At 58.7% G+C, this 12,691-nt stretch carries 15 protein-coding genes and 1 pseudogene; 10 read left to right on the top strand and 6 right to left on the bottom strand.

The window, feature by feature from the left end; genetic code table 11:
• Positions 1 to 194: 194 nt before the first annotated feature.
• Together VC212_RS22385 and VC212_RS22380 are read right to left on the bottom strand one after the other, a co-directional pair.
• Positions 195 to 1,094, bottom strand: coding sequence for an SDR family NAD(P)-dependent oxidoreductase (locus VC212_RS22385; RefSeq protein ID WP_323526959.1), 900 nt, complete (start codon positions 1,092 to 1,094; stop codon positions 195 to 197).
• 58 nt (positions 1,095 to 1,152) lie between these two features.
• Complete coding sequence (locus VC212_RS22380; RefSeq protein WP_311238131.1) at positions 1,153 to 1,890, bottom strand: SDR family oxidoreductase; 738 nt, start codon at positions 1,888 to 1,890, stop codon at positions 1,153 to 1,155.
• A gap of 125 nt (positions 1,891 to 2,015) precedes the next feature.
• Here VC212_RS22380 and VC212_RS22375 point away from each other — a divergent pair, with 125 nt between their 5' ends.
• On the top strand, positions 2,016 to 2,927 hold the full coding sequence (locus VC212_RS22375) for a LysR family transcriptional regulator (RefSeq protein ID WP_323526958.1): 912 nt from the start codon (positions 2,016 to 2,018) through the stop codon (positions 2,925 to 2,927).
• A 221-nt stretch (positions 2,928 to 3,148) separates the two neighbouring features.
• On the opposite strand, the gene VC212_RS22370 is transcribed toward VC212_RS22375, so the two are convergent.
• The gene (locus VC212_RS22370) at positions 3,149 to 4,240 is read right to left on the bottom strand and encodes an ATP-grasp fold amidoligase family protein (protein ID WP_323526957.1); all 1,092 of its coding nucleotides are present in this window, start codon (positions 4,238 to 4,240) and stop codon (positions 3,149 to 3,151) included.
• Positions 4,241 to 4,702: 462 nt separating this feature from the next.
• On the opposite strand from VC212_RS22370, the gene VC212_RS22365 reads away from it, so the two are divergent.
• Together VC212_RS22365 and VC212_RS22360 are read left to right on the top strand one after the other, a co-directional pair.
• Positions 4,703 to 5,356 (top strand): glutathione S-transferase family protein, encoded by a 654-nt coding sequence (locus VC212_RS22365; RefSeq protein WP_323520863.1) that lies wholly within the window; start codon positions 4,703 to 4,705, stop codon positions 5,354 to 5,356.
• Between the two features lie 131 nt (positions 5,357 to 5,487).
• On the top strand, positions 5,488 to 6,201 hold the full coding sequence (locus tag VC212_RS22360; protein WP_323526956.1) for a hypothetical protein: 714 nt from the start codon (positions 5,488 to 5,490) through the stop codon (positions 6,199 to 6,201).
• A gap of 74 nt (positions 6,202 to 6,275) precedes the next feature.
• On the opposite strand, the gene VC212_RS22355 is transcribed toward VC212_RS22360, so the two are convergent.
• A complete protein-coding gene (locus VC212_RS22355; protein WP_323526955.1) occupies positions 6,276 to 6,872 on the bottom strand; it encodes an NAD(P)H-dependent oxidoreductase in 597 nt (198 codons plus the stop codon).
• A gap of 183 nt (positions 6,873 to 7,055) precedes the next feature.
• Positions 7,056 to 7,382 carry a nuclear transport factor 2 family protein gene (locus VC212_RS22350; RefSeq protein WP_323526954.1) on the bottom strand — a complete coding sequence of 109 codons (327 nt, stop codon included), beginning with the start codon at positions 7,380 to 7,382 and terminating at the stop codon, positions 7,056 to 7,058.
• A gap of 89 nt (positions 7,383 to 7,471) precedes the next feature.
• On the opposite strand from VC212_RS22350, the gene VC212_RS22345 reads away from it, so the two are divergent.
• The 7 genes from VC212_RS22345 to VC212_RS22315 all read left to right on the top strand — a co-directional run bounded on the left by VC212_RS22345 (position 7,472) and on the right by VC212_RS22315 (position 11,492).
• The gene (locus VC212_RS22345) at positions 7,472 to 7,819 is read left to right on the top strand and encodes a helix-turn-helix domain-containing protein (protein ID WP_323526953.1); all 348 of its coding nucleotides are present in this window, start codon (positions 7,472 to 7,474) and stop codon (positions 7,817 to 7,819) included.
• A gap of 202 nt (positions 7,820 to 8,021) precedes the next feature.
• Positions 8,022 to 8,165, top strand: coding sequence for a hypothetical protein (locus VC212_RS22340; RefSeq protein WP_323526952.1), 144 nt, complete (start codon positions 8,022 to 8,024; stop codon positions 8,163 to 8,165).
• Between the two features lie 288 nt (positions 8,166 to 8,453).
• Positions 8,454 to 8,852 carry a restriction endonuclease gene (locus VC212_RS22335; RefSeq protein ID WP_323526951.1) on the top strand — a complete coding sequence of 133 codons (399 nt, stop codon included), beginning with the start codon at positions 8,454 to 8,456 and terminating at the stop codon, positions 8,850 to 8,852.
• An 18-nt stretch (positions 8,853 to 8,870) separates the two neighbouring features.
• Positions 8,871 to 9,755 (top strand): MazG nucleotide pyrophosphohydrolase domain-containing protein, encoded by an 885-nt coding sequence (locus VC212_RS22330; protein WP_323526950.1) that lies wholly within the window; start codon positions 8,871 to 8,873, stop codon positions 9,753 to 9,755.
• 7 nt (positions 9,756 to 9,762) lie between these two features.
• Positions 9,763 to 10,461 carry a uracil-DNA glycosylase gene (locus VC212_RS22325; RefSeq protein WP_323526949.1) on the top strand — a complete coding sequence of 233 codons (699 nt, stop codon included), beginning with the start codon at positions 9,763 to 9,765 and terminating at the stop codon, positions 10,459 to 10,461.
• An 18-nt stretch (positions 10,462 to 10,479) separates the two neighbouring features.
• Positions 10,480 to 10,899 carry a hypothetical protein gene (locus tag VC212_RS22320; RefSeq protein ID WP_323526948.1) on the top strand — a complete coding sequence of 140 codons (420 nt, stop codon included), beginning with the start codon at positions 10,480 to 10,482 and terminating at the stop codon, positions 10,897 to 10,899.
• The gene (locus tag VC212_RS22315) at positions 10,896 to 11,492 is read left to right on the top strand and encodes a hypothetical protein (RefSeq protein WP_323526947.1); all 597 of its coding nucleotides are present in this window, start codon (positions 10,896 to 10,898) and stop codon (positions 11,490 to 11,492) included. Before VC212_RS22320 ends, VC212_RS22315 begins: the two co-directional genes overlap by 4 nt.
• 133 nt (positions 11,493 to 11,625) lie before the next feature.
• On the opposite strand, the pseudogene VC212_RS22310 reads toward VC212_RS22315, so the two are convergent.
• Positions 11,626 to 12,618, bottom strand: a pseudogene (locus VC212_RS22310) (XVIPCD domain-containing protein); the annotation flags it as partial.
• Between the last annotated feature and the right edge of the window lie 73 nt (positions 12,619 to 12,691).

Here is a 12,691-nt window from a genome sequence, read left to right as displayed (position 1 = left end):
CAACGTCAGGCCTGCACGGCCAAACGCCAGTCCGCGCAAGCGCCAGCTCACTGCAGCGCTGCAGCAAGGGTGCCGGCGTGGTGCGAGCACCACCACGCAGGCACCCAAACAGCAACACTGCCGCGCGCGGTTGCATCTGCGCAGTCAGCGCAACCGCACAGCCGGCAGGCGCTCCCAACCCCTGCCGCATCCCATCACCTCACCACGCGCGGTGCCAACAGATCGCCCAATCCCACACGGTGCAGCATCTCTGCACGCAGGCGATCGAGTACGCCAAAGCCCACATCGGCGCCATCACCGGCCGGGTCGATATGCACGCGGAAGGGGCGCTTGCCGAATGACGTATCCACCACACGCACGATGGCCTGAGCCACCTCGGCCACGTCTGCATCCTCCGGCACGATCCGCGCAAACGCCTGTTGCACCTGTTCGCCAAACCCTGCATACGGGCCTGCCTCGTACGCAGCTGCGCGTGCGGCATCCTCCGGGGCACCGGCACGGGCAAAGTGATTGGTGCCCTTGGTGAAGGCACCGGGCACGATGATCGAGGTCTCGATGCCCCAGCGCGCCAGCTCGCGCGCGTACTGCACCGCCAGCGCATCCATCGCCGCCTTCGCCGCGAAGTAGGGCGCCAGATACGGCGGCGTGCCGCCTGCCGAGCTGCTGCTGGACACCCACACCAGCAGGCCTTGCTGCTGTGCTCGCAACTGCGGCAACGCCGCGCGGTTCACTCGCTGCGTCCCCAGCACATTGATGTCGTAGACCTGCGCCAGCTGCTCGGCAGTGAACGCTTCGGCCGGGCCGAACACCATGTGCCCGGCATTGTGCACCACCACGTCCAACCCGCCTGCGTTGGCCACGATGGAAGCCACCGCCGCGTCGGCCGACGCTTGCGATTGCACGTCCAGCTCGACGGCATGCAAGGCCAGCTGTCGCGTACCTGCCAAGTCGGTGATCTCCTGCGCAACACCGGCATTGCGGCCGGCGATATCGCGCATGGAGGCGTAGACGGTGTGGCCGGCGGCCGCCAGCGCTTCGGCAGTCAGTCGTCCGAATCCACTGGACGCGCCAGTGACCAGAATGCGTTTGCTCATGTCATTGCTCCTTGATGGGAAAGCCAGCAGCGTGCGCAATGCGGAGCGCCATAGCGGGTCAGACCATGCCGCCGTTGGCGCGCAGCACCTGCCCGTTGATCCAGCCGCCATCGGGGCCAGCCAAAAACGCCACCGCCGCAGCGATATCTTCCGGACTGCCAAGGCGTTCCAGCGGGTTGGCCTTGGACAAGCGTTCGATCAGCTCCGGTGGTTTGCCGTCCAGGAACAGCGCCGTGGCTGTGGGCCCCGGCGCCACCGCGTTGACGGTGATCGCGCGGCCGCGCAATTCCTTGGACAAGATCGCTGTCAGCGTTTCTACCGCCGCCTTGGTGGCTGCATACACGCCGTAGGTTTCCAGCTTCAGCCCCACCACGCTGGTGGATAGGTTGATGATGCGGCCGCCATCGCGCAGCCGCCGTGCGGCCTGGCGTAGCGTGTTGAAAGTGCCTTTCAAATTGATCGCGATGTGCTTGTCGAACAACGCGTCATCGCTGTCTGACAGCGTGGCCAGCTGCATGATGCCGGCGTTGTTGACCAGCACATCCACACCGCCAAAAGCGGACTCGGCCGAATCGAATAAGCCCGCCACCGCGGCCGCGTCGCTGACATCGGCCTGCGCGGTGATGGCATGGCCGCCGGCCGCCTCGATGCTGTGCGCCAGTTGTTCGGCATCGGCGGCGTGGCCGGCATAGTTGATTACCACCGTGAAACCATCGCCGGCCAGGCGCTGGGCAATGGCGGCGCCAATACCGCGTGAGGCACCGGTAACCAACGCGACCTTGTGTTGCTGCGTCATGGGAAGTTTTCCGTCAAAGCCGCGGGCTGCGGCGTTGCGAAACTATCCAACGCAATGACACGGCGATAATCACACTAGAATGCACAGCACTGTTTCCAGCGCCCGAACAGTGGGCAGAGGGTGCAATGGATCGGTTCGCTGCCATGCGCTTGTTTGTGCGCATCGTGGAGCGGCGCAGCTTCACCGCGGCCGCCAACGACATGGACATTCCGCGCTCCACCGCCACCAAGGTCATCGCCGAGATGGAAGCGCGTCTGGGCGTGCGCTTGTTACAACGCACCACGCGGGTGGTGCGGCCAACGCTCGATGGCGAGCTCTTCCATCAACGCTGCGTGCGCATTCTCGACGACGTCGACGATGCCGAAGGCGGTTTCCGCGGAGTGGCACCCAAAGGGCTGCTGCGGGTGGAGGTGCAGGGCACGCTGGCGCGTCACTTTTTGCTGCCCGGGATGCCGGCGTTCTTTGCGCAATACCCACAGATCCAGCTGGCGATGAGCGAGAGCGACCGCTGGGTGGATTTGGTGGAGGAAGGCATCGACTGCGTGCTGCGCTACGGCCCGCTGCGCGATAGCGAACTGGTCGCGCGTCGCGTTGCCGTGCTCGAACGCCTGACCTGTGCCACGCCGGAGTACCTGCAGCGTTTCGGCATGCCTACGCAGCTCGATGCGCTGCACGCGCACCGCATGGTTGGCCTGCGCTCCATCACCACCGGCGTGATCACCCCGCTAGAGTTTCAGACCGCGCAAGGACTGCGCACGTTTGCGCCGCCCAGCCTGTTCACCGTCACCGGCACAGAGAGTTATCTGGCCGGCATCCGCCTGGGCCTGGGGATTGCACAGGTGCCGCGCTTCCATGTGGCCCACGACCTGCAACAGGGCACGCTGGTGGAAATCCTGCGCGATACACCGCCACCGTCCAACCCGGTGTCACTGCTGTATTCCCGCGCCCGCCAACTGTCGCCACGGGTGCGTGTGTTTCTGGACTGGGCCGCTGGCGAGTTTGCCAAACATGCAGGCGTGGCCCAGCCGACCGGGTAGGCACGCCTGCGGTGCCCCGTATTGCGGATACAGCGCGGCGGCGATCGCGTGATCGATCGAATCCTCGGCATCGCGTGCGTTCCGCGCGTACTGCCGCAACGTGCACATCAGCACATCACTAACCGCCACCAGCAACGCTTGTGCATGGCGCACCGAAACGCTGCAGGCATCGCTGGTGCGCTGCATCGTCATCGCATCGGTGCTGCGCCTGCGGTCATGCCTCACCGCACCGGCACCCGCATACCCATGCCATATGCCGGCAATCGCGCTTCCACCGGTGCGCGCCGTTGCACCCACATATCGCCCATCATCCGGTCCAGCCCGCGGTCCAGGCCGGTGACCATGCCGGCGCCGGGAGTGAAGGTGAGTTCGCCGAAATACACCTGCCCCTGCTGGATATACCAATCCACGCGCACGTAATCGAAGTCGCTCGCCAGCACCTTGCTCAATTCCAGCGCCTGCTCCAGCAGCGCCGGTGCGCATGGCGGCGAGCGGCCGTCGTCGCGGATGCGGTGGAACGGCGTGTGCAGGTTGTCGACAAAGAAGGTCATCGACAGCTTGGGTGTGTCGAAGCGGCCGTAGATCACCTGCAGCACGTACTGAAACCGGCCATCCGGCTGCCGGAACATATGGAACTTGTAATCCACCGGCACCTGCTGCGTGTCGCCGATGTACTGCTCCACCAGAATGCGCGGCGGGATGTTGTGGTAATGGATCTCGCGCTCCATGTCGGAGAAGTCGGTGCGCAGCCAGTCCTTGCAGCGCGCCACGATGCGCTGCCGCTGCGCCGCGTCCGGCTCATCGCGCACCACTTCCACCATGCTCGCGCCGTGATTGGCCTTGATCACCGTCTGCTCCCAGCGCGGCAGGCGCAGCAGATCGTCGGGGTTGGCGCTGTCCAGCAGCATCGGAATCAGATGCGCCTGGCCGATCCGCGCCGCCACATACGGCCGCACTGCCACCTTGTCGGCCAGGCGCTGATACAGCGGGTAATCGCCGTGCACGCATTTGCGGTACAGCACTTTTTCGTTGAAGCAGGTGGGGTGGTACAGATTGGGCAGCCGCCCGAACGTGTTCAAGAAATACAGCCGGTCCTGATGCCGCCAGGGCAGCGTCCGCACCAGGCGGCGCGCGCTTTTACGCAACAGGCGCTTGAGGGTGAGGCTGTCTGGCCGGGGCGCGGGTGGCAGGCGACCCGGCGGGGCATTGCCAAATGGTGTTGCCACGCTGCGGAAAAACCCGGCCCATGCATGCCCTGCAGCACCTCGCGTCCCCATAGGCTGCGTCTGCAAACCCAGTCCCTGATCGATCATGACGACTCTCCTTTCCGGCTATAAATGTGCGTTCCGTCACACAAGTGTGTGATGTTGAGCACGGTATAACGGGTAAGTGAGACGAGGATGGCAAAACGTCTCAATCGGCCTGATTACGCAAAGGCGCAGGCGCTTTACGCCTAAAAACACCCCGCCAACCGGGCAACCGGGCGCGACCGTTGTGCAGTGCAAAAACGATTCGGGCGGGCCGTGCCTGCGGTCGGCGCTGTCAGCGGGCGTTGGCTGGTCGGGCACTTGCTGCCGCCGCCAGGCCGAGGGCACCTGCCACGGCCATACCAATGCGTAGGGATGCGGCGCTTGCCGCGACCTGTGCGGCGCCAGCGCAGGCGAGACAGACAACCGATCCACGCGTCATCGAGGCGAGTCACTGCCCGCAGCGGCCGCGCGTCTCTCCGGCGTACGCTAGGCCCTCAGCCGCCGGCCACACGGAGTCTTTCGACCATGACGATCACCATCACCGCGTTCGAGCGCTCGCCCGACGGCGGCAAGGGGCTGGTGCGCGACACCCGTGTGCGTTGGGCGTTGGAAGAAGTGGGCCAACCCTACGCGGTGCGCCTGCTGCCGTTCCGTGCGATCAAGGAACCGGCGCACCTGGCCATCCACCCGTTCGGCCAGATCCCCACCTTCGAGCAGGATGGCTTGGCCTTGTTCGAAACCGGCGCCATCGTGCTGCACATCGCCCAGCACCATGCTGGCTTGCTGTCGCACGACGACAACGCCCGTGCCCGTGCCATCGCCTGGATGTTTGCCGCGCTCAACACCGTCGAGCCGCCGATGCTGGAACTGGGCAACGCCCTGCTGCTGGAAGCCGACAAACCGTGGATGGCAGAGCGCTTGCCGCTGCTGCAAAAACGCATCAACCGCCGCCTGCAGCATCTGAGCGCCCATCTGCGCGACAGCACCTGGCTGGAAGGCGACTTCAGCGCCGGCGACCTGCTGATGATCTCCGTGCTGATCCGCATCAAACTCACCGGCCTGCTGGACGCCTTCCCCAACCTGCAGGCCTACGTCGCCCGTGGCGAAAGCCGGCCGGCGTATCAACGCGCGTTTGCCGCGCAATGGGCGATCAATGGCGACGGTGGCGCACCGGCCTGATCGCAGGCAGCGTGGCTGCATCGGTCTTGACCACGCAATCGCTGCACGCCAAGGTGCGCATTCGTCAGCAATGCGCAATGGCGGCGATGACGGGCAACTGCCGTCGTCACCGCATCCACAAGGAGAGTGAGATGAAACCCACCAGCATGTTGTTCGCCGCAATCATTGCAGTGGCCTTGGCCGGCTGCGCACGCGCACAGCAACACACCCAAGCCGATACCGCATCAACCGCCAGTGCGCCCGGACACGACGCAGCCACGGCCAACCGCACTGCCGCATCAAACAACCCAACACCAGCAGCGGTTTCCCATCCAGCTGCAACCGGCGCCGACACAGCGCAGTACCTGTGCGAGCGCGGTGCACACGCGTGCCCAATCAGCCACCCGTTGGTGGCCAACTCGCAGGCAGAAGCGCAGTGGCTGCTGACCCACGGCTACCCCTCGCACGCCGAACGCGCGCGACTGGACCGCCTGGACCTGGCCCAGCTAAAGGCTGAATCGCAAGCGGGCAACAAAGCCGCAACGGTGCTCTATGGCACCAAGACCGCAGTGAGCGGCCGCTTCTACCCAGGCCTGGCGATCTTGAGCAAGGCCGCAGCCACCGGAAACCTGTACGCCTATTACGGCCTGGCCGAGGTCTACGCCAGCGACACCGAGCACAAGAACCTGGTGGATAGCGCGGCGTATCTGCGCCTGGCCTACCTGTTGGGCGATGGCAAGGCGTCGTCGGCCATCGCCGCGAAGGGGCTGAGCAGCATCGAAAACGTCGTCGCAGACGAGCGCGCCGCAGGGCTGTACCAGACTTACGCCAAGAACCGGCAACCGTCGCCACGGCCGTTGGAATAATCTGCTGCGGTGGCAGACACATCGGCTATTGACCCACGGCTGCAGGATCGCAGCACGCCGCTCTGCAGCGTTCGCTACACGCTCTCAGCAAACACCCGCTCACCCACCGCTCGCGCGGTGGCAAAGTGCGATTGCGGGAATGCAGGGTCCGGCACTGTCAGCAACTCCGTGGTGCGCACCGGCGCACCGCAAAAATCGAAGATGCCGTGATTGATCTGAGTCTTCATCGCGCCGAAGTAGCCATGCCGCGCATAGGTGCGCTCGTCCGCACCGCCGATCGCCACCACATGCACGCCAAGACGCCCCAGCTTCTTGACGATCTTGCCGTTAGCGTCTTCATCGAACGCCCAGCCCAGCGTAAATACGCGGTCGATCCAGCCCTTGAGCAGCGCTGGAAACGACCACCAGTAAATCGGGAACACCAGCACCAACGCATCTGCGCGATCCAGCCGCGCCTGCTCGGCCGCCACATCGGGCGGCGCTCCGGCCTGCCCCGAAAACAGCGCAACATCGGCCGGCGTAAAGCGCGGGTCGAAGCCTTCCTGCGCCAGGTCGGCCACTTCAAATGTATGCGCCTCGCCTGAGGCCAGCAGCGCTTCGCCAATCTGCGCGGCCACCGCCTGTGTGTGCGAGCGCTGCTCGGGATGGGCAACAACGATAAGGGCATGCATCAGCTGGCTGGCTCCAAAAGTGGGAAGACGTGGTAAACGGTGATCGCCGCTGCCGGTGAGTACGCACGCGACAGCGCATCGATCGCGTTGCGGCAGCGCTCGTCATGGCGAAACGTAGTACCGACTGCTGTGGCAGCAGAGCACCTGGCACGTGCTAACGGCGCAACACGCCGGCATGCCTAGTCAATGAATCTGCAACGCCGCAATCTTGCCGTCCACCAACTGGAACACATGCTCCAGCTGCAACGGGCTCTGCGGGAAATCGCCTGACACCTGTGCAGTGACACGCACTTGCTCGCCCTGGGTGTGCACGCCAAGCGGCACCGCGCAATACGGCGTGGTGGCCTGCGTCTGTGCCAGCCACGCCGAAATGGCCGCAGCGCCACGGTGCTCGCGTCGCTCATCGTGCACCACCGCATCAATGGCAAGGTGCGGCAACAGCTCGGTGGCATCGCCGGCGTTGCTGGCGGCAAAGAAGCAGGCAATGGCGTGAGGCAGGGCAAGCGACATGGCAGCGATGTCCGGTGTAAAGGGGTATGCCATGATCGGCAGCGGCATCACCTGCCGCAAGAACGCACGCAAAGGTAAGTCACGCACCCATGGGAAAGCCGCACACCCCAGACACCGCCGCATGCGATGTCGAAGCCCTGCTCAAACTCATCGAAGGTCGCTGGAAACTGCTACTGCTGTTCCACCTGTTCGACGGCAAAGTGCAGCGCTACTCGGACTTGGAACGGCTGATTCCCGCCATCTCGCAAAAGATGCTGGCCCAACAACTACGCCAGCTAGAACGCGATGGCTTGGTGCTACGCACCGTCTACCCACAGGTACCGCCGCAGGTGGATTACCGCCTCACGCCATGGGGCCAGGCGCTGTGCCCCGCACTGGATGCAATGCTCACTTGGGGCGAGGCACGGCAGCCGCTGGCCGAACCGTCGCAGCAGTGATGGCTTGGCGCAGTACAGCTGCACGACGACACTGAAACATCAGGCACACAGCAGCGCGTACATCGCCAGATAACTAGCCCAGATAACGCATCGGCGGTCTTGCAGTATCTGCCGCTTCGCGCGCTGCGACCAGACTTGTACGGCCACCATAATCGTCATAATTTCGCCTCGCCACCACTGGGGTGGCGAGGAGGTCACACGCATGGCGACCAACGAGAAAACCGGCCCCAAAGCGGCCAAGGCCGCAAGCAAGGTCTTGAAAAGTGGTAGCACCGGCAAGGATTCAAAAACAGCGGCCGCGTCCGCTTTAAGTCAAGCACCGGATAAAAAGGACAAGAAGAAATAAGCGAACGCTGCAGTAACTCGATGGAGGCGTTCGCACTGAGGCGGGCGCCTCTCACCATGCAATTTGATGCGTGCAATCACAGCGGATGACACCGCTGAGACAAAATGTCGGGTACCCCACTGACAAAACTGCTACACAGCGGTAGTGTCCAGACTGGAACGGGGGTTTCATGCATCGAAAGCAGACGGGGAAGACCGGGTTCACCGCTGTGCGGTCATTACTATGGCCGCTTGGGCTCGCTATGGGGGTGGTGATTTTTTCGCCATTCATGGCGGCGGGGCATAGCTAATGTCGCAGCAAAGCAGTTCAGTCACACAAGGTTTCAATCAAGGCATCAGCGCAGCGCTCGCACCCCTCGTCTGTATAAGGTTCGCGATGTGTTGCTCGGCCGCGTTCGTTTCGTTCATCGACAACTATCAGCACCGAAAGCTGCTGGACACCTACACAATAATAACGAGCTTAGCCACTAACGGCTGGTGCCAGTTAAAACTGCTAGCGGGCGAAGCCTTCCGCAGCCAAGGCTGCGTTGTGCCAAAAGCCGGCCCGGGTGGAGCAGACGGCGGCATCGACCTGATCCAGCGCAAAGATGAGCGCCGCGCGCTGGTGCAGTCCAAGCAATGGAAACGCCAGCAGGTAGGCAACAGCGTCGTGCGCGAGATCTATGGATCGTTGGTGCATCACAACTAAATTATTAAAGGAGCGAGTGTGGACCTAAATGAATTCCAAGCGGCTGCCAGTGAAACCGATAAAACTGGCGCCAACTACGATAATGAGCCTAGAAAAGATGTCGTTGTAGCACTTCTTGGGATAGCAGGAGAATTAGGGACCTTAGCCACTACTTATAAAAAACATTTACGTGACGGGGCCGGATACGAACTCCATAAGCAGCACCTCGCGGAAGAGCTGGGAGACTTGCTTTGGTATGTAGCCATCTTGGCAAATAAGTTTGATCTCAAGCTTGCTGAAATTGCTGATCAAAACTTAAAGAAAACTAAGGGATTCTGGGGTGAGCCAGTTCGGCGCGACATTGCTAGAGACGAGTCAAATGATGAGGCTGAAAGGTTTCCTCGGGCATTTACAATTGAGGTAAAACAAGTCGAATATGACGGAAAAATAAAAGCAGTTATGATGAAGGATGGAAGCCATCTTGGCGATCCGTTAACGGATAATGCACACGTTCCAGATGGATACAGATTTCACGACGCGTTTCACTTGACCTTTGTCGCTATGCTCGGTTGGTCTCCAGTTCTTAGAAAGCTAATGAAAATTAAGCGCAAGAGTAATGTAGTGCTTGATGAAAACGAAGACGGTGGAAGAGCAATAGTCATTGAAGAAGCGTTAGCTGCATTGATATTTGAGTATGGTATGGACCACGACCAGATGAAAAGTGCATCTAGAGTTGATTATGAATTCACCCAGACATTGATGCTTATTTCACGGCGGCTGGATATTAAAGATGTTTCAGCAGCCGAGTGGAGTAATGTAATTTCAGAAGGATGGAAGGTCTTCAGGAAACTAACCGACTGGGGCGGTGGGTATGTGGAGTGCAATCTTAACGAAAGGAGTATAATTGCTAGGCCACTTAAATAGACTGACCATGAAAAAAAATCTCAGCCCGCAAAGCGCGGCAAAATTAATCGAAATAAATAATTTTGTCGATAGTGTTTCTAGCTTTGAAATGCCTCGCGTATTTAATCCATACCGTGATTCTTGTCCTGTACACGATGATAGTAAGTCTGCGTTACTGCGCAGAGAAAACCTTAAGAATTACTTGGTTTCCGCTTTTGAAAAAAATCCGGAGTGCCTTTGGGTTGGTCGGGACCTTGGATATAGAGGCGGACGCAGAACCGGCATACCACTAACAGATGAGCCCCACTTATCAGCCTTGGCGCAAGTGTTTCCTTCTCTTAATTTGTCTAAGGCAACACGCACTAATCTCGTTGTAGAAAGAACAGCTGCTGAAATTTGGAGAGTGATTTCTCGATTGGACGAGGCCCCTTTCCTATGGAATATTTTTCCATTTCATCCATTTGATTCAGCAGATCCTATGGGCAATAGGTGTCACACCCGCGATGAATATAAAGAATGCGCCTGGATTCTTGAGCGCCTACTCGGGATTTTTAATTTTAAAAAAGTATTTTCCCTAGGAAATGATGCGGCTAGAGTTTTTCGAAAATACGACATAGAAATGGTGTGCGTAAGACATCCTAGCTATGGCGGGCAGAACGAATTTCGAAGAACTATGGAAATCGAATATGGTACTAAATGTAGATCTTCGCAGTCAGAATTATTTTAATTAAATCAAGGGATAAAAATGAAGGCTTGCTTGATTTTTACTGGTGAAATGAAAGGCCGCGCGGATGATTTGCATGCTCAGTTGGAGGTGGAACAACACCAAGTTTGCATGCACGAAATCACTCAGGCAGTCGCCTTAGTCATAAAGTTGGAAGACTTCTCAGATCCAGGAGTGAAAAAGTGCATCGATGGTGCTGAAGTTGTCATGTTTTTGATTCCTGATAATGATCTCAACATGTTCGGCGGATTGGGGCAATACGCGGCAATTGCTGGGAAAAGGGTTGTAGCAGTCAAGGTCGGGGAAGAAATTGGTAAGGACCTTGACTCAATTGCAGATTCACTTGTTGGGATAAATAGTCCTGAGATATTAAAAGCGTTAGTTGAAAAGGTGTGGGAAGGTAAAGCGATTAGGAGAATAGGGAGGATCAAATGTCAATGAGAGCATTCGTATATAAGGTAAAAAGAGATTATGGGTTTGCGCCAAATCCATTCGGAGGATTCTGCACTTTGGCTACCTGTAAGCCAGGCGTCAGAAAGAGTGCTGCGGTGGGAGATTTAATATTTGGAATCGGGGTCGCAAATCGACTTCCAGATCACCTTATATTTGCGATGAGAGTAAATGAGAAAATGGGTTTCGACGATTATTGGAAAGATACCAGATTTTTGAATAAAAAACCCGATTTCTTTGGCAGTTTGAAGCATGCCGTCGGTGATAATATTTATCATAGGGAAGGTAATTCTTGGGTGCAGGAGGATTCCCATCACAGCCTGGAAAGTGGCGTCCTAAACCAGGCAAATCTCCGCAGAGATACTTCAGCAGATCACGTTTTGGTCAGCAGTGACTACATTTACTTTGGTGGCAACCCCTATCTTATTCCGTGGAAACTCCGGCATATTTTTAAACCGGGAAGGAATTACAAGTGTAATTTTGGGGGCGGTGATCTTGAAAGCCTTGAAAAACTTTTTAAATCATTTACTTCTCGCGGACTGCAGGGTTTTCCTGCTGATTTTGCAAAAGTTTATCGTTACTGATTTTCAATCTAAGTAGCGGGATCAGTTCAATCATTTGGCTCTAACAATCACCCCTTGAATTAAAACAGATTTTTATCGTGCCCAATGACTAAGAAGGTTTACGTTCAAGGAAATGGCCTATGCGCTTGCCTACCTACAGCATCGGCACTGGCCCGCGCTGTTGCTGCTCTTGTAAACGTTGCTGTTCCAACGACTGTTCCTGCGCCAAACGCTGGTTGACCGTCTCGAGCTGAGCGAAGCTCTCCTGCACCGGCCGCTGAGCCGCTTCCGATGTTGGCATGTGTGCACGCAGCATGGCCGGGTTATGTAGTTCGCCCTGCACCACGAACAGGTTCTGGGCTGCTGGCAAGTCTCTGGTTTTGTCGCTGAGTAACACGTGATCTACGTGAGTCAGGCCATTGTCCTTGGCCAACGTCAGCAGGCTAGCCGTCATCCGCTCACTGGTTGCATCGAAGGTGCGGCCGTTGGCGGTATCCAGTTGTTCAACTTTGCTGCGAATCTGTTGATGCATCGCGTGGTCTGGATGGCCTGCGTCTGCAGGTGTCAGTGAGAGCGCCGGTGCAGCGGGCGTCGCAAGGTTCGGCGTGCTGTTGCCGCGTGCACCGGTTTCCTTGAGCTGGACCATGCCATAGCCGTCCTTGCCCAGATCGACAAGGTTGAAGGTTGATGCCGACCCTAGATCTAATCCATTGCGCTCTAGCTGTTTCGGTTCCAGGCCGAGCGACTTCAGGTCGACGCGAACCTCCGGAGGCTGCCGATCATGAGCAAGGTGCTCGTAGTTCTTTGCAATGTGGCTGATTGCGCTGACACCGTAGTAGTTGCGATAGTCTGAATCGCCATACGGCCCTAGCGTCCCTCTGCTGTCGTAAAAGCACTGCTCCACGGTTTTGGTCAGTGCGTCATTGCGTGCGAACGGACGCGTTGTTAGCTCTTCATATGTCATGCCATTGGCGAACTGCGGTGGGCTTGCATCTCTATCCACGCAACGGGTTGTAGAGCGTTGGAGCAGCTCTCCCTCAAGCCGACGATCTGACATCTCCGGATCCTGGTGTCTGATGCGATCGTGCAGGGCACGCATTCCAGAGATCTCTGAAAGGGCTTCATCCTCACGGGTCTTGTCTAAGAACCTGTTCACGATCTTTCCTGATCAGTGCAGACTATGCGGATGCGCCAAAAGACCTATCCGAGCGACATGAGCC

It is taken from the genome of Xanthomonas sp. WHRI 8932A, from assembly GCF_035012785.1.
Lineage (GTDB): Bacteria > Pseudomonadota > Gammaproteobacteria > Xanthomonadales > Xanthomonadaceae > Xanthomonas.
This window is presented reverse-complemented; position numbering and strand designations above follow the sequence as displayed.